Genomic DNA, 24,245 nt, shown 5'->3' with positions numbered 1-24,245 from the left:
CAAAATGACTGGGGGAGTTATTTTGTTGCAAAACTATGTGATTTAGAATCATGCTGCATTTTTCACATTTTTATAGCATATTAAAGTCATAAGTATGGTATAATGAGTATATCTCAATATACTTTTTGGAAGGAGTGAATTTTATGGCTAAATGGGTTTGCAATATTTGCGGTTATGTTTACGACCCCGAAGTGGGCGATCCGGATAACGGCGTTGCGGCAGGCACCGCTTGGGAGGACGTCCCGGAGGATTGGGTTTGCCCGCTGTGCGGCGTAGGCAAGGATGAGTTCAGTCAGGAGTAACGGCTGTAAAATTTAATTGCGTTAGCGCAACCCCTGTTTCGCGTGTGCGGAACAGGGGTTTTAGCATTGCCTGCCAAAAATAATTTTGCCGGAGAAAAATCCTTGCGCGGAAATTTGCTTGAGCAGATTTCTTAGCGGGATTTTTTGTTTTAAGCCGTTTGTCGCTTTCTGCTTGTTGGCCCACTGCCCGAAAGTGAAACAGGGACAAGCTAGAGAAAGTAAAGCAATGCAGACACAAAAAGCTTGTCGGGGGGGACGACAGTGCTATAATAAAAGTGTGCAGATTTTTTCCAAAAGTGAAATTATTTTACACACTAAGCAGATGAAAATGATTTATAAAAATCAGGAGGTGCTCTTTATGAAGAAAATTAACAAACGCTTGAGCAGGAGCATACTGTGCTCCATCTTGGCTGCGAGCGTGTTGGGCGTGTGCGTGGGTGCGCAGGCGGCCAGTTTAAACGGCAATACCGATAAAGTTTTTGGCGACGACGGTAAGACAGTTACTTTGGAAACTATTTCGCAGTCCGGCAGCAGCAAATTCGTTATCGGCCAGGGCGACGTCAGCATTCAGACGAGCGGCAGCGTAGGCACGCTGTTGAGCGATTTGGCTACAGTGACGAGTGCTAACGGCATGGGCGAGAAATTAGAGGCTCTGCGTTATGCTTTGAACCAAGAGGGTCATAAAGATGGTTCTGCTGTTATTACCGGCTTAGTAGGTGGCGAAGGCAAGCTTGACGGAAATACTGTTGCAATCTTAAAAGGAGCAGTAGAGAATGATAATATAGTAGATACATATTCAATATTTAGTAAAATACTAAATATTAATACCGTAGATGCAGATACTAATAACTATAGTACTTCAGAACCTATAACTGTAACTATTGGCGGAGAAACTGAGCCGGTAGTTCTTGGCCTTATAGGTGGAGATCTTTCAGTTAATCTTGGTATTGATGCTCCATCAGCAGAACCACCACTAAAGGCAGAGAATACTAGCGTAGATAGAAATAACTCAGTAAACATATACATTAATAGCGGTAATGTATTAGGTGGATTTGGCGGAAGTGCTGCTATTAGTATTGCAAATGTTGAAGTATCAAATATAGTTTCTACTAAAGGTAATACCAAAACTACTATTAATGGTGGCGTTACTACCAATGTCAATGGAAGAGCGAATGTAGCTGGTTTTGCTAACGGCGGTTTGGCTGCGACTATTGGCGGTAGTGCTGACAGTTTTGTTACTGGTAACACTGTGCTGAGTGTTGATTCCACAGTTAATGGCCAAAATATTGAGGGCGTTACTGTTGGCTTGGCAGGTGGCGGTGCAGCTATTACTACGCTTGCTGGTACTGCGAACAGCGAGGTTGGAGGAACTGCTACAGTAACTATTAACAATAGTTTAAGCGCCGGAGTTATCGGCGGCGGCGTAGCGGCTGCTATTGACGCCAGTGAAATCGGTAATTTGATTAAATATCCTGATGGGGATAACCGGATTGGTAATGATGGTGATCCTGATAATATCTACAGTGATGTTTCTATAATTAAGCTTAATCATGTTAACCAAGGCGGCACGGCTACCGCCAACACCGGCAACACAAATATAAGCCTGACTGGCACGACTACGGCGGCGGGCGTAATCGGCGGCGGTTTGGCTGTGGCTACGCACGGCTATGTTGGAAAGACTGGTGATATTGAAAATAAATCTGTGGGCAATTCTATTGCTACAGTAGAAACTAAAAAGAACACTATTAATGTGGCTTTGGATACTGAAAATTTAGATAAGGGTAATTTAATTGGGGCTGTTAAGAAATTTGAAAGTGTAGATACAACAAATTCCAATGGTTTAATTACTGGACTGCAAGCAATTATTGGATATGATGCCAAGACAAATACGGAAGGTAACGGTGCTGCCGGTAACGGCGCGGTCGTAGGCGTAATCGGCGGCGGCGCGGCCGTGGCTTTGGACAACGCCATTAACCCGTTAACCAGCGACGCGCGCTATCCTAATGCGGACGGCTATGTAGGCGCGCAGGCTAAGGCAGAATTTGGCGGCGCGGAAATCAATCTGCAAAGCGGCTACGCGGTAGGAACCTTTGGCGGCGGCTTGGCTGCAGCTACTAATTTTGCCAACGCTACTTCTAAAACGGCTCAAGGTATCGTTATCAACGCCAACGGCGCGGAAGCGATTGGCGTTTGGGGCAACGGCGTAGCTTACTTCACCGGTAAGGAGAATGCTTCTGCCGAGCGTAATAATCTTGCTGGCAAAGCTCTTGTTGAGGCAGTAAATACGACTATCAATATTAACGACGGCGAATATGGCGTGGACGGCGCTTACGGCGGCGGTATCGCTATCGACGACAGCAACGCCGATACGGTAAACGCTATCGTTGAAACGAAGGGCGTAAGCACTATTAACGTGAGCGGCGAAGTTAATCCGTTGAATTATGAGGTGCTGGGAGTTACAGACGCTACGGCTAAAGAAGATTACATAAACGCAATCGGTACGGCGGCGCAGGATTACGCCATCGTTGGCGGCGGTGTTGCTGCTGGCGGCGGCGCGTTGAGCGAAGTCAACGAATCCGTTATCAATGTTAATAGCGGTGCGCAAGTGAACGGCGATATTTTAGCGGGCGGCATTGCCGTTTTGGGCTATGATACTAATGGAGCAAAATCCGGGTCTTATGTGACTAAGAGTACCGTAAATCTGAACAGCGGCGCTACTGTCGACGGTAGCGTATACGCGGGCGGCGCAGTAGACAAGGGCGTTGACGCTTATACTAAAGCGAAAGCAGACGTTGCAAAATCCGTCGTTAATCTGAACGGCGCGGAAGTTACGGGTCAACTCGTCGGTACGGGCGTGGGCGACGCGACAATAAGCACAGTTGAGAGTGCGCTGAACGTCAACGGCGCTAACACTTTGGGCTTGACCAAAGAAGACGCAAGCAAAATTACCGGTTTTGATACCGTTACTTTCGCAGCGGACAGCACGACTACGCTGGACAAAAATTTGCAAGCGGGTGGCTCCGTAGCCGTTATCGACGGCAGCCAAGGCACGATTACCGTAGCAAACGGCGCGCGTCTGGACGTTAGCAATTTGACTCCTGGCGATGCACGTTATCTTGTTGCCGCAAATTACAATGACAGCAGTTCTACTTTGTGGAGCGACGAAGCGTTGGCGTTCGATAGAACGGAATACTACGCTTACGGTGACAATACTAATAGCGAATATACCGTAACCTATAAAAATTTGGACGATTTGACGGAAAAAGAAACGGAAGACGCAGTTGACGCTATGGCCAACAGCTTCGGCAGATACGCCCGCTACATGAACGGACTGGGCCGTGAAGTAATTACGAACGGCGACGCCGTAGCCGAGCAGGCTCCCGGCGCGAAAGCTTTCTTCGCCGACGCTACCACCTTGGGCAGCACGGCGGCGGCTGAAAGCGCGGCAGCCGGCATGATGATGTTCGGCGAAGCTGCGGGCGTAACGAGTAACGCCGTTTCCATCGCGCAGGATATGGCCGACACTGCGGCTCTGCGCCTGTCCTTTACGCAGGATTATGTAACCGGCGACGAAAAGGTGGACACGGACGGCAATATCTGGGCCAGATACGTGAAGAACAAACACGACGTGGACGGCATGAGCAGCAGCTTCGGCAGCATTTATTCCAGCAGCGATTACGACGGCGTAATGATTGGCGCGGACTTCGCTAAGGTTGGCAAAGCGCAGAGCGGTATCGCGTTTACCTACGGCGACGGCGATTCGCACGGCGCGGGCGTAAGCAACGATTTCGATATGTGGGGCATTACGCTGTTCGGCAATATCAAGAACGACGACAGCAATGTTATTGCCGACATCGGCTACAGCAAGAGCAGCAATGATTTGACCGGCTCCGTAATGGGCAAGCGTTTGACTGCCGACCGCGATCTGGATATCTTCAGCGTGGGCGTGCGCGCAGAAAAACTCTATACCAACGATAATCTGCAGGTAGTGCCTTACGCAGGGCTGCGGTTCTTCAGCGTCGACCCGGACAGCTATACCACGTATTACAACGGGCAAAAAGCGTTCAGCTACGACGCCGAGCGTCAAAACCTGTGGACGCTGCCGGTGGGCGTAAGCCTGCGTCATGAAACGACCACCAATAACGGCTGGAAGTTGACGCCGCAAGTAGACGTATCGTATATCTGGGCCTTCGGCGATACGGACAACGACATGGACGTATCCTTGTTGGGCGGCCGTTCGCATTTGAACTACACCGTAATGGACAGCGGCAGCTGGCTGGGAACGGTGGCCTTTGAAGCGACGAAAGCCGACTGGACCTGCGGCCTGGGCTACAGCTACCAGAAGGGCAGCGATATGCAAAGCGATAAATGGTTCGTCAATGTAGAATATAGCTTCTGATAATTTACTGGTACAAAAAACCGTGCTGTTCAACTGCGAACGGCACGGTTTTTACATTTTGGTGTTGTCTTTTGAAAAAAACTCGCGTTCCTGCGGTTGCAGAATGATTCGCAAGGAGACTGTTTATTTCTTTATTTCCACATTTACCTCGAATAAACGTCGCCAGGGGAAGGTCAGCTTAAACTGGCTACCCTTGGTGACGTTATATTTTTGCGCTAAAGCGCCGCATTCCTTGTTGATATAATTAAGTATCGGCTTTTCTGCCGTACCCAAATCGTATTTTAAATCTTCGCGGCTGTGCCGGGAAAGCTCGTTGGAAATATAGCTGCGGGCGTTGCTTTGATAAAACCAGTCGTCGATAATGCGCTGGCGCAAAAGTAAATTGCGCTTTGGCTGCGGCATGGCCTGCGCCATTATTCCTTGAGCAATAGCGTAGCCCACGGCATTATCCGCAGTGTTCCAGCCGTTGTAAGCCGATAATCGTTCCAGCGTATCGCTTTGCGCTAAAAGGCTCATAAAGCCGTTGTCCGCGCCGTTGGAATAGCTGACGTCGGCCAGCGAAACCTGCTTGCCTGCGTCCAATTGCCTGGCAATGGTCGCAGCAAAGTTTCTGTTGGCTGGCGAGGAGAAAAATTGATTGTCTCCGGCGGTAGAATCTTTTACGATACCGTCCTGCGGCGTGTTGAGCGCTAAAATTAAATCGGCGGCCTGGGGAGTAAGCGCTTGCCTGGCTCCGGCGGCTATGATTTGCTGCGGCACGGAATCCTGCAGGCGGGCGTCGCTGTACTGGGGCAGGGTGGCGGGCCCCGCTCCGGGGCTGTACAGCGGGTAGATAGCCGGCTGTACCGCATGGGCCTCGTTATAGGCGCGGACTAAGAGCACAAGCCCCAGCTGGTCAACGCCGTCGATAATCTGAAAATCCTCCGGCTTCATGTCGAAGGTACTCAGGCTTAGCTGGCGCGCTTCTAAATGCGTTGCGGAAAGCGGCGCGTTATCGTCCTTGCCGATGGCCAGATAATGAAACTTGCCGTTGCGGGCCATGTGGGTCAGCTCCGTATTGATTTGCAAATTTTTCTGGCGGCGTTCCAGCCAGTCGCCTAATTCGTCCCGGCGCAGATTGCGCTCCAGCGCCTGCTTTTGCAGCTGTTCTGCCGGCGTCAGCTTGTTTTGCTCGCTCTTGTCCCATAATTGGCTGTAAGCAAAAATGCTGGGGCCGACAACGCTGTAATACGGCGGCTCTACGTTGCCTTTGCTGGCGCGAGGCGTGCGCATGATGGTGGAAAAGGCGTATAGCTTGATGGGCAGCATATTTTTCAGAGCATAAAGATGCTGCAACCGCTGGTCAAGCTGTTCCTTGCTGATGCTGTGGGTGCGGCTGGCCACTAAGCCTCCGTACAGCAGACTGTCCGTACTGATAACGGCGGCGTCCGCCTTGGGAGCTTTGGTTTGCAGCCAGTTCCAGATGCCTTCCGGGTCGCCGCTGCGGTCGTTGGCAGCGATGTATTTTTCCGGCGGCAGAATAATTTTGCAGCCGGCCGCTTCCATAGTCTGCTGTACGTAGGCGGAGCAGACCGGGCGGTTATCCAGCGGGATGTAGAGCACCGTCAGCTGCCTGGCCTGTACAGACGCCGGTAGCAGGGAGGCTGTCGCGCAAAGGGCTGCCGCTATTTTTCTTGACCATGATTTCCTGTGAAACATATGACTTACGCTTCTTTCTTTATAAGTGAAATAAAATTCTTAGCATTCTTCAAAAAGCTGTAACATATATTATACACGAAAAACAATCTTTTTGCCAGCGCTCCCTTGACAAGCGTTCAGGGTGTGCTATAATTAGCACGTAAGTAAAAATTATAAAGGTAATGCGAAGGATCTGCCGTCGTCCTAATCCTCACAGAAAATGCTGCCGCGGCTGAGAGCAGCAGGGTAATACGATGAGCGCACCGCCTTCAAACCGACTGCGGAAAGCTGCGGCAAGTATGCCAGTCCGTACTACCGGCGTTAACGGTACCGAGTGGGCCTGTGTCCTTACATGGGTCAATGAGGGTGGAACCGCGGAGCAACTCCGTCCCTTTAGTGAGGGATGGGGTTTATTTTTTTGCCCTTCCTCACATTGTTCAAATACATTTTAGGAGGAAAACACCATGTCTGAAGAAAACAAATTTAGCTTTGAAAACGAAGCTTACCGCAAAACCTATTGGCACACCTGCTCCCATGTGCTGGCGCAGGCTATGAAACGCTTGCATCCCGACGTCAAGCTGGCTATCGGCCCCAGCATCGATAACGGTTTTTATTATGATTTTGATACTCCCGCGCCGTTTACTCCCGAAGACCTGGCGGCTTTGGAAGCGGAAATGCGCAAAATCTGCAAGGAAAAGCTGAAGCTGGAGCGCTTCGAGCTGCCCCGTGAGGAAGCTGTCAAGCTGATGGAGGAGAAGGGCGAGCCCTATAAGGTAGAGCTGATTAACGATTTGCCGGAGGACGCCGTTATCAGCTTCTATAAGCAAGGCGAATTTACCGATTTGTGCGCAGGCCCCCATGTGGACTCTACCGGCCGCATTAAGGGCAACGCTATTAAGCTGACTTCCGCTACCGGCGCTTACTGGCGCGGCGACTCCAAACGCAAAATGCTGCAGCGTATTTACGGCGTCGCTTTCCCGAAGAAGGAGGAGCTGGACGCTTACCTGGAGCAGCAGGCAGAAGCCTTGAAGCGCGACCATAATAAGCTGGGCCGCGAGCTGGAATATTTTACCACCGTCGATTATATTGGCCAGGGGCTGCCCATCCTGCTGCCGAAGGGCGCGCGCGTTATCCAATTATTACAGCGTTGGGTAGAAGATACCGAGCAAAAGCGCGGTTATTTGCTGACCAAGACTCCGCTGATGGCTAAACGCGATTTGTACCGCATTTCCGGCCACTGGGATCATTACCTGGACGGTATGTTTATCTTGGGCGACCCGCACGACGAAACCAAGGAATGCTTTGCCCTGCGTCCTATGACCTGCCCCTTCCAATATCAGGTATTCCTCAACCGTCAGCGCTCCTATCGCGAGCTGCCCATGCGTTTGGGCGAAACCTCAACCCTGTTCCGCAACGAGGACAGCGGCGAAATGCACGGCCTGATCCGTGTGCGCCAGTTCACCATTTCCGAAGGCCATTTAATTCTGCGTCCCGACCAGTTGGAGGAAGAGTTTAAGGGTTGCCTTGATTTGGCTAAGTACTGCCTGGAAACTGTCGGTATGCTGGACAAATGCACCTTCCGCTTCTCCCAGTGGGACCCTGCCAACCCGAATAATAAATATGAAGGTACCGCCGAGCAATGGAACGAGGCGCAGCGCGTAATGGGCCAGATTCTGGACGATTTGGGCGTTAATTATGAGATTGGCTTTGACGAAGCAGCGTTCTACGGCCCGAAGCTGGATATTCAGTTCCATAATGTTTTCGGCAAGGAGGATACCATCGTAACCATTCAGATCGATATGCTGCTGGCCGAAAAGTTCGGTATGTATTATGTCGACGAAGACGGGCAGAAGAAGCTGCCGTACATCATTCACCGTACTTCTCTGGGCTGCTATGAGCGCACACTGGCTTATTTGATCGAAACCTACGCCGGAGCGCTGCCTACCTGGATGGCTCCGGAGCAGGTACGCTTCCTGCCTGTAACCGAACGCGCTTTGGATTATTGCAACGATTTGGCGCGCAAATTGGAGGAAGCAGGCTACCGCGTCAGCGTTGACGCCCGCAATGAAAAGATTGGCAAGAAGATTCGTGAAGGACAGTTGGAAAAGATTCCGTACATGTTAGTCGTCGGCGATCGCGACATCGAAAACGGTACCGTTTCCCCGCGTCATCGCGCTAAGGGCGACTTGGGCGCTATGCCGTTTGAGCAATTTGCAGCTATTTTGAAAGAGGTTGTGGATTCTAAGGCGAAAGAATAAGGGTGCGCGACGGTTCTGAGATTTCATAAAGAATAAGAAAGAATAAAAATAAGACTTCATTGGCTGATATACTAGCGCGATGAAGTCTTGTTTTTGTCTTTGGCGATGTATTGTAAATTTGGAAAGCAATAGTTACTTTATTTCAATTTGGCAGATTTTGCTCTTTTCAAAAATGATACAGAGGGTTGCCACAATCAGTTCTGTTAGAGGAAAAGTCCACCAGACTGCTTTCAACCCCGCAAAATGCAGGACCCATGCCAGCGGCACCAGTAAGATAACTTGCCGCAAAACAATAAGGAAAACACTAGGCCTTATTTTTGCAATGCCTTGCAGGTGAGAGGTTACAACGATAGTAATACCTGCCGGGATAAAGCTTAGGGAAATTACCCGAAACGCATATTCTCCTATCTGCAATAATTCATTTTTGCTGGAAAATATAGCGAGCAGGGCTCGTGGAAATAACAAAAACACCAAGGAGGCGGCTAACATCAATCCGGTGGAGAGTATGGCGGCGAATTTAACTGTCTGCCGGATACGCTGCTCTTGGCCTGCGCCAAAATTATGACTGATTACTGGAAGCAGTACTTGTTGCAAACCCAATAATGGGATAAAGAAAAATGACTGGATTTTATAGTAAATACCGAGTACTGTTACAGCATCTTCTGAAAAAAGCGCCAGTATCATATTTAGTCCGACAATATACAGCGTATAAAGAGATTGCGTTACAATGGAACCGCTTCCATCCTGATAAATTTGCAAGCAGGTACTTTTATTCCATTGGCCATACTGCGGGTATATCCGTCGGACAGCGATAAATGTTATAATCATGGCCAGCCATTGTCCCATAACGGTTGCGATAGCGGCTCCGGTAATACCCAGGCAAGGCGCGCCAAACAGGCCGAAAATTAAAATGGGGTCAAGAATAATATTGATAACCGCTCCCATAACCTGCGCCGCCATGGGAAGCGTCATGTTTCCCATGGCTTGCAAGATTTTTGTGCAGATTGACTCTATAAAAATACCAAGAGAACCGGCGAACACAATGTTTGTGTAGATTACTCCCTGCGTGTTGACGATTTCATTCGTAGAAGATAGACGAAAGTAGGGTGTGGCCAGAAAAAACTCCAAAACGGCAAACAGCACATAATGGGTCAACGCCAGAACAAGACCGCAGGTTACAACTCCGGGCTGTTTTTCTGTTTCTCCCTGCCCGTCCATTCTGGAGATCAACAAATTTACTCCGGCTCCTGTTCCTGTCGCCAAGGCCGTCATAAGAAGCTGCACTGGGTAAACGATAGAAAGTGCGGTCAGCCCTTCATTCGAGTATTGGGCAATAAAAAAACTATCTACAATGTTGTAGACGGATTGAATTAGCAGGGCTAGCATAACGGGTGGGGACAGTTTTAGAATAAGCCGTTGGATTGGGGTTTGCGTCATGTCCATGTTTGTCACTCCTTGGTACTATATGCTTGCAACAAATTATAATGCGTGGAGTAACTACATGGTCAAGACGTTTTTTAACGAGGATTTTTTATTAAATGCGCTCTGATTTCGCAGTAATACTGATGAATATATTTGAAAAGCTGAAAACCAAGTTCTTCGGCGACAATAAAATCTGTCGTCAAGCCATTCGCTTTCAGCCAGGACAGCAACGGCGATAAATCTGTTTCTTCATCTCGTATACAAGCGGTTAAAACAGCATAATCCCCGCTGGGAAGCCGATAAAGATGTTTAGACTGAATGCCGGAATAGTTCGCATCCGGTAATTTTACATACTCCCGCCGTTTCAACAGCTTATTTTGGATAGCGCGCTCAACGTCCAGAAAATATCCGTAGGTGCGGCGGATAAAATGCTTATTTCGCATTTCCTCTTTCAGCACTTCCTGAAGATTAGCATGATAAGAGGCATCTTCTCTGGTATGGCTTCCAACGATGACAATTTCTGCTTCCCGATGTTCTAAGCGAACAGAGCTGTCCTGAGATTTTAGCTTGATGTACTCGTTTTCTCTCTCGTACCAGTCAATATCTTCAGCGACCTTTTGATAGTATCGGCTTAGGCGTAAGGCTTCCTGCTGGTATTCCATAAGAAGGGCAACGACCTTGTCGTTGTCGCGAAAGGAAAGAATCTGCTTTATTTTTTCCAACGAAATGTCAAGGCGGCGGCAGGTTGTAATAATGTCCAACTGATACATATTCCAACGGGAAAAATAGCTGTAATGATTTTGCGGATCAATATAATCCGGCGTTATAAGGCCGGACTTAATATAAAAATGCAAAGTGTCCTTTGATATTCCGGTTATTTTACTTACTTCGCCAATCTGATATCCATTATCCATGTTCCTCAACCTTGTCTGCTCAATGAATTGTAAGTTATCCAGTATAAGCATCAAAAGCTGTGTTTGTGAAATTCTGCTTTTCTAGCCATTGCTTTTCTTCTTCGTTTTCGGGAATATCAATTCTTTCGATTTTGAAAATGACAGGTCTTGTGCCGTCGTTGCAACAGGCAATCATCATGCGTTCATCATTTGTCCACTTGTGCATAATCGAGCCTCCCTGTAAGGCAGTGTAAACATATCTGCTAATGGCATCCCAAGCTTCTCCGCAGAATTTTCCATTCATCAGATGATAAAAATCATCTCGTTCGCTTGTCCTTTTCAATATAAAGGTATCTCCGACTTTGAAGCAGGGGCAAGGGCCAGATTTTGGATCTGCAAGATATTTTTCTTGAAGTTCCAGAAACACTTTTGTTTCTAAAACAGTGATTTTGCATTCGTGCTGCATATGTAATTACCTCCAAGTTCTGATATGTCATTCCGTTATTTGTATTCTACCACAGTTCCGAGCGTGTGGAAATAAAGAGTTTTCAGGATTGACGTCCTGCCTCTCAAATGCAAATAACCGGAATTGCTGTGGGAAGTTAAAATGTAGTTGCCTGCATCATTCTGGATAAAAATGATATCTTCCTCTTGACAATGTGTCCGAAATCAGATACAATGCAATGTGTCCGAAAGCAGACAAGGAGGGGTGATGTATGAACCACCAGAAAGTGAAAAGGTATAATTGCGTAATGAATGAGATTAACTCCATTTATCACGATGCGGCTATGCGTATGGGCATTTCAAACAGCGCACAGAGTATTTTATATGTCATTTGTGAAAGTGGAGACCGCTGCCTGCAAAGCGAGATTTATAAGCAGACAGGAATCAGCAGAAAGACGATCAATTCCTCCATACGCAAGCTGGAGAAGGAAGGAGTCGTCTATCTGGAACAAGGGCCGGGGTGCAATACGATTGTTTGCCTTACCGATGTGGGAAAAGAGATTGCGGATCAGAAAGCACGCCCGATTATAAAAATTGAAGATGAAATATTTGATGAGTGGACAGAGGACGAAGCGCGGCTGTATCAGGAATTAACAGAGCGGTATCGGGATTCCCTGAAAAAGAAGCTGGACGCTTTGTTCTGATTATCTGTCCAGAAGGAGTTAGTGTGAGCGATAACGATAAAATAGAAAAGAAATATCACTGCCGTTTCTGCGGTTGGACACCGGCGGAAAACGAACCGGACGGCGATTGGGAGCATTGCCCTAATTGCCTTGCAAGCGTACACGAAGCGGACGAGGAAGGTTATGAGTGCGGCGGAAGGCTGCTTCCTGTCAGTATCTGGGTGAAGCCGGATGACAGTTGGAACATTATTCAGCGGTGCAGTCTGTGCGGGGAGTTGACGATGACGCCCATGTCTGAAGATGACAGCCCGATCAAGCTATTATCACTGGCCTCGAACCCATTATCAATTCCGCCGTTCCCTATTGAAAAGATGGAAGAAATGACTGCTATGATGGGCGGACAGGGAGATGTCGGAGGCTATTACGATGAACAGAGAGAATAAAAGAAGAAAGTATGATAAGGGGTATTATAAAAAGCATCCCTGCCTTGATCCGTTTACCTGCAAAATTTGCGGACGGCTGGTGGTGCCGGGCGGCGCAGGCAGCGACCACAGGAATCATTGCCCGAACTGCCTTTCCAGCGTCCATGTAGATGAAAAGCCCGGAGACCGTGCTTCTGACTGCCATGGGATTATGGAGCCGATTGCAGTATGGGTACGCAAAAGCGGCGAATGGGCGATTATTCATCATTGCAGAATCTGCGGCAAATTAAGCTCTAACCGGATTGCCGCTGACGATAACCCGATGAAGCTGATGGCGATTGTCATGCGCCCGTATGGGAGTGAAACCATATCAAGGATCAATGTGCGGAACATGACCGCTTCGATGGAAACGCAGGGATGATGGAGAAAATCACAGTGGTACTCGGAAAAATAAAAAGTCTGTATGACATATGGGAGAAAGAAAAAGCCCATAACCCTAATATGGAAGAAGAAAAAGGAATACGCTGGAGGGCGCTGAGAGCCGCCTTCCCAAAAACAATACCAATCTTTGCCGGATTTTGGTTTTTAGGGCTTACTTACGGAATTTATATGAATACGGCAGGGTTCAGCTTTTGGTATCCTATGATCATGAGCTTTACTATTTTTGCCGGTTCGGTGGAATTTGTGGCGGTAAATATGCTTCTAGGCGCTTTTAATCCTATTCAGGCGTTTACCATGACGCTGATGATTAACGCACGCCACCTGTTCTATGGTATTTCCATGCTGGACAAATTCAAGGGAAGCGGATGGAAAATTTTTTATCTCATTTTTGGTATGTGCGATGAGAGCTTTTCCATTAACTATACGGCGGAAATTCCAAAAGACGTTGACAAAGGCTGGTTTATGTTCTTTGTTACCCTGCTGAACCACCTTTACTGGTTTACGGGGGCAACCCTCGGCGGAATCTTCGGATCGCTGATTCATTTCAATACAGAAGGGCTGGAATTTGTAATGACGGCGATGTTTGTCGTGATTTTTCTGGAACAGTGGTTAAAAGAAAAAACGCATACCAGCGCGCTCTTGGGACTTGGAATTTCCCTTCTGTGCCTGCTGGCATTCGGTTCGGAAAACTTTATTATTCCGGCCATGATCGCGATTCTTGGCGTGTTGACGCTGCTTCGGAATCCGCTTACGAAGGGGTTGGAGAAAACATGACGATGACGCAGAGGTTTATTACTATCGGACTTGTGATTCTTGGAACCATGCTGACGAGATTTCTGCCGTTCCTGTTATTTCCGGCTGGAAAACCTACGCCGAAATACATACAATATCTTGGCAAGGTTCTGCCAGCGGCGGTGTTTGGATTACTGGTGATCTATTGTTTAAGAAATGTAAGCCTGATTTCCGGCAGTCATGGAATCCCTGAATTGATTTCTATTGCGCTGGTGATTGGACTCCACTGCTGGAAACGGCAGATGCTTCTTTCCATAGCAGGAGGAACGGTCTGCTATATGCTGCTGGTTCAGTTTTTGTTTTGATGCGAGAAGAAAGGAACTGGGAAGGCTTTAATCAAAACCTGTACAAATGGTTCCTCAGAGTTAAGGACGAATATTTTTTCCAATGTCGTCAATATCCTGTTTAACTATCAGTTGATGCAGTTTGCCGGGAAGGACGGTGTTTCTGCTTATGTACTGCAATTTCATTTTTACATCCGTTTTTCTGGGCTATTCCATCGGCTTCGCTCCGATTGTCGGATTCCATTATGGAGCGGAAAGCCATGCAGAACTGAAAAGCCTGCTGAAAAAGAGCGCATATGTGACCGGTATCATTACATCTGACAAGTCAATTATATCATGGGCTTGACTAAGCCGATTACACAAATATGTTATTTTACGGGAGCTGTTTTTTGGCTTCTGAATATATTATACGAGGAGAATTTCATTATGAGAAAAATTATCACGATAAGCCGGGAATTTGGCAGCGGAGAAAGGGAACTTGGAAAGCGTCTGGCAGAGTCTCTTGGTATGGCGTACTATGACAGGGAAATTGTTACGGCGCTGGCAGAAAAATTAGGTATGTAGTATGTCGATGAAAACGGTTAGAAGAAGCTGCCGTACATCATTCACCGTACTTCTCTGGGCTGCTACGAGCGCATCCTGGCTTATTTTATCGAAACCTACGCCGGAGCGCTGCCGACCTGGATGGCTCCGGAGCAAGTACGCTTCCTGCCTGTAACCGAACGCGCTTTGGATTATTGCAACGATTTGGCGCACAAGCTGGAGGAAGCAGGCTACCGCGTCAGCGTTGACGCCCGCAACGAAAAGATTGGCAAGAAGATTCGCGAAGGACAGTTGGAAAAGATTCCGTACATGTTAGTCGTCGGCGATTGCGACATTGAAAACGGTACCGTGTCCCCACGTCATTGCGCTAAGGACGACTTGGGCGCTATGCCTTTTGAGCGATTTGCAGCTATTTTGAAAGAGGTTGTGGATTCTAAGGCGAAAGAATAAGGCTGGGCAAAGGCTTGAGCCTTTATAACGAATAAAAAATAAGACTTCACCGGCTGCTGGGCAGTTGGATGAAGTCTTATTTTTTGTTTGTAAGACCGAGAATGTAATCTGTCGTAGTATTATGGAATTTAGCCAACGCAATGAGGATAGATGTAGGAATATCACGATCCCCTCTTTCATAATTACTATAAACGCGTTGGGAGCAGTGCAGTATGTCTGCCATTTCTTTTTGAGTTAGATCACTGTCTTCGCGTAAATCTCTTATCCGTTGGTACATTCGCATCACCTAAATACATTATAGAAATTAGAAAAAGATAATCTTGATGTTTAGCGCAAATTGCGCTAAAATAATTAGCGAGGTATTTGGAGGTGTGTGCATGAATAGCATAAAAATAAACTTGGCAGAGATAAGCGCAAAATACAGCAAAGAGATAAGAACATTTTTTGTTTTATTGTTCTTGTATGGTTTATCCATGATTTCTATAATTCGTGCTAATTATAATTATATTGATGATTTGGGCCGTACAGCGTTTGGTTATAGGGGATGGGCCGGATTCAGCAGATTTATTTCTGAATACCTTTCTGTATTTGTACATACTACTCGTGAATTAAATGATATTTCTCCGCTGCCGCAAATATTAGCTGTTATTATTATGGCACTTGCAAGTACGTTCTTGATACATATTGTTTCATCAATAAGAGGGTTTTGCTATTGGAGTATAGCGGCGGTTTTGCCGTTAGGATTATCTCCTTATTTTCTGGAGTGTTTGTCATATAAATTTGATTCTCCTTATATGGCTTTATCGGTGTTAGCAAGTATATTTCCATTGTTGTTTATGGATAAGGGAATAAAAATATATAGCACGATGGTGATTTTGGGTACGTTGATCATGTGCATGACATATCAAGTATCTTCAGGTATTTTTTTGCTTTGCACTATGTTTGTTGTGGCACTTAAATGGGGGAATGGTCATAAGTTTACTGACTGTATTAAAAGCCTGATAATTTCAGGGGTAAATTTTTTGATTGGCATAATTATTTTCAGAAAAATATTAATGAATCCTGTACATACCTATGTATCTACCGATATAGCAGATAAGAATTCCTTTTTCGATATTGTAAGTAGAAATATAATTACTTATTTTTCCATATTAGAGCAAGATAGTGTAAGATTGTGGATTATTCTATTTATTACCATATGTTTTAGTTTCGTAGTATCTTATGTGATAAATTCTGTTCGGCCAAAGTATAAAACAATATTGATGGCTTCCGTACTTTTAGTGGTCGGCGGTATGTTTTCCTATGGAGGCTATATAATTTTACAGAAGCCGTTATTTGCTCCTAGAGGAATGTATGGATTTGGCGTTTTTGTTGCGTTGGTAGGATTGAGTGCTATTAATTGTTGGCATAAAAACATTTTGGCCAAGCTTTCTTGTTTGGGATTAAGCTGGGCTTTACTAGTATTTTCGTTTACATATGGCAATGTTTTGGCAGAGCAAAAAAGATACACAGATTTTAGAACGCAGCTTGTTTTAAGCGATTTGAGTAAATTGCCTGATTTAAATAATGCTCATCTAAGGAAAATGCAGTTAAGAGGAAATATAGGTAAATCTCCAATAGTAAATAGAATGGCAGCTAAGTATAAAGTATTAAATCGTTTGGTTCCAAAGACACTTGGTGCCGGTTGGCATTGGAGCGAATTTTATCTATATCATTATTTTTCGTTGCCTGGAGTACAGCAGCTGCCAGGTTGGAGCAAGGAACAACCTGATAATATACCTGTAATATTTGATTCTTGCTATCATACTATAAAAGCAAACGATAAGTATATTTTGGTAGAACTTAAATGACAGGAAGGTGCTTGATGAAAAAAATTACTTTGTTGGTTCCATGTTATAACGAAGAGGCAGTAGTGGGTAAATTTTATGATAGAGTTACTGGAATTTTGAACGATATACATCAATATGAGTTTGAAATATTGTTTGTTAATGATGGAAGTAAGGATGGAACTTTAGCGTTAATGAAGACTTTGCGGGCCAAAGATATTAGGGTATCGTATCTTGATTTATCGCGTAACTTTGGCAAAGAAATTGCGATGATTGCAGGCATTGATCATATTAATAGCGATGCTATGATAGTGATGGATGCCGATTTGCAAGATCCGCCAGAATTAATTCCAGAAATGATTTATTGGTGGGAGAAAGGGTATAAAGATGTTTGCGCTAAAAGAAAAAGCAGAGCGGGAGAAACTTGGCTGAAAAAATGGACTAGCCATATGTACTATAAGGTGCTGCAGCAAGTAAGCAGTATACCAATTCAACCGGATGTAGGCGATTTTAGATTGCTTGATGCTCAATGCATAAATGCTATTAAATTGATTCGGGAATCACAGCGTTATACTAAAGGCATTTTTAGCTGGATTGGTTTTGAGAAAAAAGAAATTTTATTTGATAGAGATGCCAGGGTAGCAGGCGTTACTAAATGGAATTATTTTAAGCTAATGAATTTAGCTATAGAAGGGTTAACCAGCTTTACTATTGTTCCTTTGAGAATAGCATCGTTATTAGGGTGTGTTTTATCATTGGTTTCTATTTTATATATGTGCTTGGTGATTTTTAAGACATTAATGTGGGGAGATACAGTAGCAGGATACCCTTCGTTAATATCTGTAGTTTTGTTTATTGGCGGGATTCAATTACTTTTTTTAGGGATAATGGGAGAGTATATTGGAAGAATTTTTAATGAAACAAAATGCAGACCTCTTTATTTTATTAATGAATATAATAATACAACTGTGAAAAAATAATGAAGCGCAGAAGTTTTTTTCACAGATAGGAAAACTTCTTCACAAAATTTTAATAATAATTCTCCACATTCCGTGCTATAATATAAGCATAGAAGCTGACGCTTCTTCAATGAAGGAGGCCAAAATTATGAACGAGAAAGTTTTTAAGGCTTATAATGAACAAATTCAGGCTGAATTTTATTCCGCTTATATGTATTTAGCCATGAGCATGGATATGGAAGCAAAGAATTTTAAGGGCATGGCTCACTGGCTGTATGTGCAATATGAAGAAGAACGTGAGCATGCGCTGAAGCTGCTGAAATTTATGCAGGAGCGCGGCGCTAAACCGGCGCTGCTGCCGGTAGAAGCTCCCGCAGCCGATTACGGCACGCCGCTGGAGCTGTTCAAAAAGGTTTTGGCTCATGAAAAATACGTTACCAGTCGCATCCATGCAATGTACGAGGTTGTCTTGGCAGAAAAGGATTACGCCGCTCAGGTTGAACTGCAATGGTTCATTACAGAGCAGGTGGAGGAAGAAGCTAACGCTTCCGATATCGTGGCGAAATTGGAAATGGCCGGCGACCACATGGGCGGCCTGATGATTATTGACGGTCAGCTGGGCGCAAGAAAATAATAAATAATTATTGACACAAACATTACATTGTGGTATCATATTCGAGTAACAAAGCAGAAGCCTCCCGCTTCTCACCTTGCGGTACTACTCGACAGGGTTGGATATGATATTTTTGCGGGCGGATTTTTCTGCCCGCTTTTATTTTTTGTAAGCAGTAAGCTTACCCCGTGTTCCTGGAGGTGAATTGTCATAGCAAAAGAAAGCTTGCGTATCAATGAAGAAATTCGTGCGCGTGAAGTGCGTGTTATAGCCGGAGACGGCGAACAGCTTGGCATTATGTCCAGCCGTGCTGCGCTGCAGCTTGCAGTGGAAAAACATTTGGACCTGGTTGAGATTGCTCCTACGGCGAAGCCGCCCGTGTGCCGGATTATGGATTACGGCAAGTATCGCTACGAGCAGCAAAAACGTGAAAAGGAAGCCCGTAAAAAACAAAAAACCTTCGACATTAAAGAAGTAAAGCTGCGTCCCGGTATCGAGGACCATGACTTTAACGTCAAGTACAAGAATGCGGTTCGTTTCCTGGAGGATGGCGACAAAGTAAAAGTTACCATCATGTTCCGCGGTCGTGAGCTGTCCCATCCGGAGCTTGGCGAAGTGCTGCTGAATAAAATGGCACAGCAGCTTAAAGAAATTGCCGTTGTGGAAAGAGTGCCCAAATTAGAAGGCAAAAACATGATTATGATTGTTGCGCCTAAACCTGCTAAATAATAGAGGAGGAAATAACTATGCCGAAAATGAAAACCCGCAGAGCTGCTGCAAAGCGCTTTAAGAAAACCGCTTCTGGTGAATTCAAACATTTTAAAAACTTCAAGAGCCACATTCTCGAACATAAATCTCCTGCACGTAAGAGAAACCTGCGCAAAGCAGCTCTGGTTCACAAGACTGATAAAGAACACGTAGCAAAAATGCTGCCGTATGCATAAGCAAGAGATTAAAGGAGGATATTAACCATGGCAAGAGTTAAAGTGGGCGTTACCGCTCATCGTCGTCATAAACACATTCTGAAATTAGCTAAAGGCTACTATGGCTCTCGCAGCAAACAATTCAAAAAAGCTAACGAGCTGGTAATGAAAGCTCTGTCCTATGCTCGCCGCGACCGCCGCGCTAAAAAACGCGAATTCCGTCGTCTGTGGATTGCTCGTATCAACGCTGCAACCCGCGCTAACGGCATGAGCTACAGCCGCTTCATCTGCGGTCTGACCAAAGCCGGTATCGCTATGGACCGCAAGGTTTTGGCTGATATGGCTATCAATGACGCAGCTGCTTTCGCTAAGTTAGTGGAAGCTGCGAAAGCCGCTCTGTAATATATTTTCTATAAAGCACCATCTGCTTTGTTGCGGCTACTGACGCAAAGACCCACGTTATCACAAGCGCAGCGCAGTGAAAACGTGTTGGTCGTGCTAATGTCCGAAGGACGAGAAGTATTAAATATACGCCGTCGTTGCCGCGCCTCGCATCTGGATACTTTCTAGTAAATATATATGTTTCAACAACCAAAAGCCTGCTCCCGTGTGGGGCAGGCTTTTATACGTTCTGTTTGAGGGAAATTATGCTCGAGGTTTTAAGTAAGGCCGCGGCCTTTATTTTAATCATTGCCATAGGCTACGTCTTTAAGAAAAAAGGTGTTTTTGCTCTACAGGATTATCAGCTGGTGGCAAAAATTATTTTAAATATTACTTTGCCCTGCGCCGTTATCAGCAGCTTTGCCCATTTTAAAATGGACTATTCGCTGATTATCGCTGTCTTTTTAGGCTTGATAATGAATGTGGCGATGATGCTGGCGGCGCTGCTGCTGACGCGGCGAGAAACGCCTGCGGCTAAAATTTTTTATATTTTCAGCCTGGCAGGCTATAATATCGGCTGCTTTTCCATGCCTTTTGTGCAGGCCTTTTTGAGCCCCTTCGCCGTTATTGCCATTTGCATGTTCGACGTGGGCAATTCTATTATGTGTACTGGTCTGACCTACGCTTTGACCGCTTCCTGCATCGGCTATGCCGACGGCCATAAGGATAATTTCAGCCTGCGCAGTATTGCGGATAAGCTGCTGCATTCGGCGCCCTTTATGATTTATAATATTATGCTGGCGCTGTCGCTGTTGGGCATCCGCTTCCCTGCGCCTGTGTATACCTTTACGCAGCTGGTGGGAGCCGCCAATCCGTTTTTAAGCATGCTGATGATTGGCATGATGTTTGAAATTAAGCTGGATAAAAAATCCCTGTGCTATATTAAGGAACTGTTCGTGTGGCGCTACGGTGTCAGTCTGGCCTTGGCTGCAGCCTGCTTGTATTTCGCGCCCTTTGCGGCAGAGGTCAATTATGTGCTGGCTTTGGCTGTTATGGCTCCCTGCACCATTATAGGCCCCATATTTATGGAAAAACTGGGAAGCAATGTGCAGCTGGCCAGCCTGTTTAATTCGTTGACTATCGTTATCAGCGTAGCGCTTTTTACGGCTTTCTTTATATTTATCCACGCCTGACACTTAGGCAAATAATGTAATTTGACGCTTACAGGCCGTCCTAGTATAATGTAAGCAATATGATGGGAAGCTGAAAGCTGTCGCTAAAGGAGTTGGTGAAACAGATGAAGGCTTTGCTGCGCTATGTTCTGGGCATCAACCGCAGTATGCTGGTGGCTCTGTCCTTTGCGCTGCTGATAGGCTTAGGCACGCTGCTTTTGATGCTGCCCTGGGCCAACACAAACGGCCAGTGGCGGCCTGTGCTGGACGCGCTGTTTACGGCAACCTCCGCTTCCTGTGTTACGGGTCTGGCCGTGCTGGATACTGGGCGCGATTTGACGCTGTTCGGACAGCTGGTGCTGATTGTGCTTATTCAAATCGGCGGCCTGGGTATTATGACCATTACCAGTCTGCTGAGCATGGGGCTGGGCAAGCGCATCAATATCAGGCAGCGGCTGCTGATTCAGGAATCGCTGAATCAGGATGAGCCCGGCGGCGTACTGCATATTACGAAAAACATTGTGCGCTACACCTTGCTGATGGAGGCTGCCTTCGGCACTTTGCTGGCCGTGTATTTTTATAAGGACATGGGGGCGAAGGCCTTTTACTGGGGTTATTGGCATGCCGTCAGCGCTTTTTGCAACGCGGGCTTTGACCTGATGGGGCATTTTGCCAGCTTCGTCAGCCTGCGGGACGATATAGCGGTTAATTTGTGCTTTATCGTTTTGATTACCGTTGGCGGCATTGGCTTTACGGTTATAGAGGATGTGCTGGCTAAACGCTGCTGGCGTAAATTTACTTTGCATACGAAAATCGTACTCAGCGTTAACGGCTTGCTGCTTCTTGGCGGCACGCTGCTGATTTGGCTGCTGGAACGCGGTAATAACGCTACTGTTGGAGAGTTGAGTGCAGGGCAGCAGCTGTTGGCTGCTTTATTTCAGTCGGTTTCTTTGCGTACTGCGGGCTTTAATACTATAGATATTGCGTCGGTGGGACAGGGGACGCTGTTTATTATGATGGCGCTGATGTTTATCGGCGCGTCGTCTACCTCTACCGGCGGCGGTATCAAAACTACGACCTTTGCCGTGCTGATGGCGTCTACCTTTGCCCTGCTGCGGGGTAAAAAGGATGTTGTGCTGTTCAGGCGGCGCTTGGACAGCGCGGTTATCAATAAAAGCACCAGCGTTTTTGTGCTGGCGGTGCTGTGGGTAGCAACGGCGACCTTTTTGCTGCTGGTGTTGGACGATAAGGGACAGCCGCTGCGGTTTGTTTTGTTTGAGGTCTTTTCGGCCATGGGTACCGTTGGCATGGGCGTAGGTATTACGCCTCAGTGGAACGGCTGGTGCAAGCTGGTCTTAATTTTGACCATGTTTATCGGCCGTATCGGCATACTGACCTTTAGTATGTCTTTCTTTAATAAAAAAACTGACAGACTGCGGTATCCGACAGAAAATATCCTGATTGGTTAAAGAGGTAAAAGCATGAGAGACGGTAAGCATAAGCAATTTTTAGTAGCCGGTTTGGGCGCTTTTGGCACCAGCGTAGCGACGACGCTGCAGGAAATGGGCTACGACGTTTTCGCAGTGGACAGCGACGAAAATTTAGTGCAGAATTTAAGCAGCCAGCTGACCTATGCAGTGTGCGGCGACGCTTCCGACCGCAAAACCTTGCAGGCATTGGCGATTAACGACGTGGATGTGGCAGTAGTGGGCATCGGCAATTTGGAATGCAATATGATGTGTACCATGCTGCTGAAGGAACTGGGGGTGCCGCGGGTAATTTCCAAGGCGATCAACGAGCTGCACGGCGCTATGCTGGGCAAGATAGGCGCAGATAAGGTGGTTTACGCCGAAAAGGATATGGGCAAGCGTGTCGCTCATAATCTTATTTCCAGCGGAGTTATGGATTATATCGAGCTTTCTAAAGAAATCAGCGTTATCAGCCTGCAGCTGCCGAAGGAGCTGGTGGGGAAGAATCTTATCGAGGCCGATTTACGTCGTCGGTATAACGTCAACGTAGTGGCGATTAAGCGAGGTAATAAAACCATGGTCAACCCTGCGGCGCAGGAAGCTTTTTTGGCAGGCGACGAGCTGATTATCTTAGGCACGCACGAGGGTGTAAAAAGAATGGGAGTAGAATTTTAATGGATTTGACGGGCATACATAATCCGCTGGTGAAAGCGGCTGCTGAATTAAAGCAGAAGAAATACCGCCAGCAGCAGGGCTTGTTTTTAGCCGAGGGCCTGCGGACTGTGGAGGAAGCGGTAGCGGCGCGGACGGCGCAGAGCGTTTTTTATACGGCTATAGAGGACGATAGAACACGTGCTGTACTGGAGCGCGCGGCGGCGCGGCAAATTAAGCTGTATTGCGTCAGCGACGGCGTGATGAAAAAAATTGCCGACACGGAAACGCCCCAGGGGATTATTGCGGTCTGCGCTATGCAGAGCCCTGCCTTGGAGCAGCTGGTGGCCAGCGGCAAGCTGCTGCTGGTTTTGGACAGAGTGGGAGACCCAGGCAATTTGGGAACCATGCTGCGTACAGCCGACGCTGCAGGGATTGGCGGCGTAATATTGCTGAAGGGCTGCGCCGATATTTACGCTCCGAAAGCCGTGCGTTCCTCCATGGGCTCACTGTTTCATTTGCCGGTGCTGGCTGGCGTGAGCGAGGAGGAGCTGGTCAGCGGCGTGCGCAGGGCTGGCTATCAGTTGTTGGTGACCTGCCTGGATGGAGCAGATAATTTGTACAAGGCTGATTTAAGCGGTCGCTTGGCTTTCGTCATGGGCAACGAGGCCAACGGCGTCAGCGCAGGGCTTTTGGCTGCGGCGGATAAGCGTGTGTACATTCCCATGCAGGGGCGAGCCGAATCGCTGAATGTGGCTATGGCCGCCGGAATTGTGATGTTTGAAGCGTTGCGCAGGCAAATGAGCTAAATATTTTTACGGAATACGGGAAATTCTTGACAAAGCTGGAAGGTTGTAATATAATATCTTTGTTGACTATGGAGAGGTTCCCGAGTGGTTAAAGGGAGCAGACTGTAAATCTGCCGCGTTTCGCTTCGTTGGTTCGAATCCAACCCTCTCCACCAACATTTCATCGCGGGGTGGAGCAGTTGGTAGCTCGTCGGGCTCATAACCCGAAGGTCGGTGGTTCAAGTCCGCCCCCCGCAACCAAAACATGCTGATGTAGCTCAGTCGGCAGAGCGTATCCTTGGTAAGGATAAGGTCACCAGTTCAATCCTGGTCATCAGCTCCATATTTTACGGCGGCGTAGCTCAGTTGGCTAGAGCATGCGGTTCATACCCGCAGTGTCCGCGGTTCGAATCCGTGCGCCGCCACCAAAAAGAAAGCAAGGCTCCTGAAGAA

Annotated in this window: 25 protein-coding genes, 4 tRNA genes, 1 pseudogene and 1 other annotated feature; of the genes and pseudogenes, 25 read left to right on the top strand and 5 right to left on the bottom strand. The window is 46.9% G+C overall.

The window, feature by feature from the left end; all coding sequences use genetic code 11:
• The first annotated feature begins 143 nt into the window (after positions 1-143).
• A complete protein-coding gene (gene rd / locus Q4E64_RS02505; protein WP_303166085.1) occupies positions 144-302 on the top strand; it encodes a rubredoxin in 159 nt (52 codons plus the stop codon).
• A gap of 358 nt (positions 303-660) precedes the next feature.
• The gene (locus tag Q4E64_RS02500; protein WP_303166084.1) at positions 661-4,701 is read left to right on the top strand and encodes an autotransporter domain-containing protein; all 4,041 of its coding nucleotides are present in this window, start codon (positions 661-663) and stop codon (positions 4,699-4,701) included.
• A 123-nt stretch (positions 4,702-4,824) separates the two neighbouring features.
• On the opposite strand, the gene Q4E64_RS02495 is transcribed toward Q4E64_RS02500, so the two are convergent.
• Positions 4,825-6,399, bottom strand: coding sequence for a DUF4127 family protein (locus Q4E64_RS02495; protein WP_303166083.1), 1,575 nt, complete (start codon positions 6,397-6,399; stop codon positions 4,825-4,827).
• A gap of 443 nt (positions 6,400-6,842) precedes the next feature.
• On the opposite strand from Q4E64_RS02495, the gene thrS reads away from it, so the two are divergent.
• Positions 6,843-8,636 (top strand): threonine--tRNA ligase, encoded by a 1,794-nt coding sequence (gene thrS / locus Q4E64_RS02490; RefSeq protein ID WP_303166082.1) that lies wholly within the window; start codon positions 6,843-6,845, stop codon positions 8,634-8,636.
• 132 nt (positions 8,637-8,768) lie between these two features.
• On the opposite strand, the gene Q4E64_RS02485 is transcribed toward thrS, so the two are convergent.
• From Q4E64_RS02485 to Q4E64_RS02475, 3 genes are all read right to left on the bottom strand, one after another.
• Positions 8,769-10,079: an MATE family efflux transporter gene (locus Q4E64_RS02485; RefSeq protein ID WP_303166081.1), complete on the bottom strand. Its 1,311-nt coding sequence runs from the start codon at positions 10,077-10,079 to the stop codon at positions 8,769-8,771.
• 74 nt (positions 10,080-10,153) lie between these two features.
• A complete protein-coding gene (locus tag Q4E64_RS02480) occupies positions 10,154-10,972 on the bottom strand; it encodes a MerR family transcriptional regulator (protein ID WP_303166080.1) in 819 nt (272 codons plus the stop codon).
• A gap of 34 nt (positions 10,973-11,006) precedes the next feature.
• The gene (locus Q4E64_RS02475) at positions 11,007-11,417 is read right to left on the bottom strand and encodes a TIGR04076 family protein (RefSeq protein WP_303166078.1); all 411 of its coding nucleotides are present in this window, start codon (positions 11,415-11,417) and stop codon (positions 11,007-11,009) included.
• A gap of 250 nt (positions 11,418-11,667) precedes the next feature.
• On the opposite strand from Q4E64_RS02475, the gene Q4E64_RS02470 reads away from it, so the two are divergent.
• From Q4E64_RS02470 to Q4E64_RS02435, 8 genes and pseudogenes are all read left to right on the top strand, one after another.
• Positions 11,668-12,099 (top strand): MarR family winged helix-turn-helix transcriptional regulator, encoded by a 432-nt coding sequence (locus tag Q4E64_RS02470; protein ID WP_303166077.1) that lies wholly within the window; start codon positions 11,668-11,670, stop codon positions 12,097-12,099.
• A 23-nt stretch (positions 12,100-12,122) separates the two neighbouring features.
• Entirely contained in the window at positions 12,123-12,521 is a 399-nt protein-coding gene (locus Q4E64_RS02465) for an RNHCP domain-containing protein (protein ID WP_303166076.1), read from the top strand.
• Positions 12,505-12,921 carry an RNHCP domain-containing protein gene (locus tag Q4E64_RS02460; RefSeq protein WP_303166075.1) on the top strand — a complete coding sequence of 139 codons (417 nt, stop codon included), beginning with the start codon at positions 12,505-12,507 and terminating at the stop codon, positions 12,919-12,921. Before Q4E64_RS02465 ends, Q4E64_RS02460 begins: the two co-directional genes overlap by 17 nt.
• 80 nt (positions 12,922-13,001) lie before the next feature.
• Positions 13,002-13,715: an azaleucine resistance protein AzlC gene (gene azlC / locus Q4E64_RS02455; protein WP_368501492.1), complete on the top strand. Its 714-nt coding sequence runs from the start codon at positions 13,002-13,004 to the stop codon at positions 13,713-13,715.
• Complete coding sequence (locus tag Q4E64_RS02450; RefSeq protein ID WP_303166073.1) at positions 13,712-14,038, top strand: branched-chain amino acid transporter permease; 327 nt, start codon at positions 13,712-13,714, stop codon at positions 14,036-14,038. The genes azlC and Q4E64_RS02450 overlap by 4 nt, the downstream gene beginning before the upstream one ends.
• A gap of 148 nt (positions 14,039-14,186) precedes the next feature.
• Complete coding sequence (locus tag Q4E64_RS02445; protein WP_303166072.1) at positions 14,187-14,363, top strand: hypothetical protein; 177 nt, start codon at positions 14,187-14,189, stop codon at positions 14,361-14,363.
• A gap of 80 nt (positions 14,364-14,443) precedes the next feature.
• A pseudogene (locus Q4E64_RS02440) lies at positions 14,444-14,569 on the top strand (cytidylate kinase family protein); the annotation flags it as partial.
• A 132-nt stretch (positions 14,570-14,701) separates the two neighbouring features.
• Positions 14,702-15,010, top strand: a complete 309-nt coding sequence (locus tag Q4E64_RS02435; protein WP_303166070.1) for a His/Gly/Thr/Pro-type tRNA ligase C-terminal domain-containing protein — start codon at positions 14,702-14,704, stop codon at positions 15,008-15,010.
• A 76-nt stretch (positions 15,011-15,086) separates the two neighbouring features.
• Here Q4E64_RS02435 and Q4E64_RS02430 read toward each other — a convergent pair whose 3' ends face one another.
• Positions 15,087-15,287, bottom strand: coding sequence for a helix-turn-helix domain-containing protein (locus Q4E64_RS02430; protein WP_303166069.1), 201 nt, complete (start codon positions 15,285-15,287; stop codon positions 15,087-15,089).
• Positions 15,288-15,387: 100 nt separating this feature from the next.
• On the opposite strand from Q4E64_RS02430, the gene Q4E64_RS02425 reads away from it, so the two are divergent.
• The 14 genes from Q4E64_RS02425 (at position 15,388) to Q4E64_RS02360 (ending at position 24,220) form a co-directional block, all read left to right on the top strand.
• Positions 15,388-16,860, top strand: a complete 1,473-nt coding sequence (locus Q4E64_RS02425) for a glucosyltransferase domain-containing protein (RefSeq protein ID WP_303166067.1) — start codon at positions 15,388-15,390, stop codon at positions 16,858-16,860.
• A 14-nt stretch (positions 16,861-16,874) separates the two neighbouring features.
• On the top strand, positions 16,875-17,816 hold the full coding sequence (locus tag Q4E64_RS02420; protein WP_303166066.1) for a glycosyltransferase family 2 protein: 942 nt from the start codon (positions 16,875-16,877) through the stop codon (positions 17,814-17,816).
• 127 nt (positions 17,817-17,943) lie between these two features.
• Positions 17,944-18,429: a ferritin gene (locus tag Q4E64_RS02415; RefSeq protein ID WP_303166064.1), complete on the top strand. Its 486-nt coding sequence runs from the start codon at positions 17,944-17,946 to the stop codon at positions 18,427-18,429.
• A gap of 45 nt (positions 18,430-18,474) precedes the next feature.
• Positions 18,475-18,579: a sequence feature (ribosomal protein L20 leader region), on the top strand.
• A gap of 54 nt (positions 18,580-18,633) precedes the next feature.
• On the top strand, positions 18,634-19,137 hold the full coding sequence (gene infC, locus Q4E64_RS02410) for a translation initiation factor IF-3 (protein WP_293729796.1): 504 nt from the start codon (positions 18,634-18,636) through the stop codon (positions 19,135-19,137).
• A gap of 17 nt (positions 19,138-19,154) precedes the next feature.
• A complete protein-coding gene (rpmI, locus tag Q4E64_RS02405; protein ID WP_009145115.1) occupies positions 19,155-19,352 on the top strand; it encodes a 50S ribosomal protein L35 in 198 nt (65 codons plus the stop codon).
• A 27-nt stretch (positions 19,353-19,379) separates the two neighbouring features.
• Positions 19,380-19,733, top strand: a complete 354-nt coding sequence (rplT, locus tag Q4E64_RS02400) for a 50S ribosomal protein L20 (protein WP_293729795.1) — start codon at positions 19,380-19,382, stop codon at positions 19,731-19,733.
• A gap of 245 nt (positions 19,734-19,978) precedes the next feature.
• Positions 19,979-20,905 carry an AEC family transporter gene (locus Q4E64_RS02395; RefSeq protein ID WP_303166063.1) on the top strand — a complete coding sequence of 309 codons (927 nt, stop codon included), beginning with the start codon at positions 19,979-19,981 and terminating at the stop codon, positions 20,903-20,905.
• 104 nt (positions 20,906-21,009) lie between these two features.
• Positions 21,010-22,353, top strand: coding sequence for a TrkH family potassium uptake protein (locus tag Q4E64_RS02390; protein ID WP_303166264.1), 1,344 nt, complete (start codon positions 21,010-21,012; stop codon positions 22,351-22,353).
• A gap of 12 nt (positions 22,354-22,365) precedes the next feature.
• Entirely contained in the window at positions 22,366-23,028 is a 663-nt protein-coding gene (locus tag Q4E64_RS02385; RefSeq protein WP_303166062.1) for a TrkA family potassium uptake protein, read from the top strand.
• Entirely contained in the window at positions 23,028-23,813 is a 786-nt protein-coding gene (locus Q4E64_RS02380; protein WP_303166061.1) for an RNA methyltransferase, read from the top strand. The genes Q4E64_RS02385 and Q4E64_RS02380 overlap by 1 nt, the downstream gene beginning before the upstream one ends.
• 70 nt (positions 23,814-23,883) lie before the next feature.
• Positions 23,884-23,968: transfer RNA gene (locus Q4E64_RS02375), tRNA-Tyr, on the top strand.
• A gap of 9 nt (positions 23,969-23,977) precedes the next feature.
• Positions 23,978-24,053, top strand: a tRNA-Met gene (locus Q4E64_RS02370).
• Between the two features lie 6 nt (positions 24,054-24,059).
• Positions 24,060-24,135, top strand: a tRNA-Thr gene (locus Q4E64_RS02365).
• A gap of 8 nt (positions 24,136-24,143) precedes the next feature.
• A tRNA-Met gene (locus Q4E64_RS02360) sits at positions 24,144-24,220 on the top strand.
• Positions 24,221-24,245: the final 25 nt, after the last annotated feature.

This window comes from Phascolarctobacterium sp., from assembly GCF_030531065.1.
In the GTDB taxonomy this organism is placed as follows: domain Bacteria; phylum Bacillota; class Negativicutes; order Acidaminococcales; family Acidaminococcaceae; genus Phascolarctobacterium_A.
Note: the sequence above shows the minus strand (reverse complement) of the source record. Positions and strands in the feature narration are given on the sequence as shown.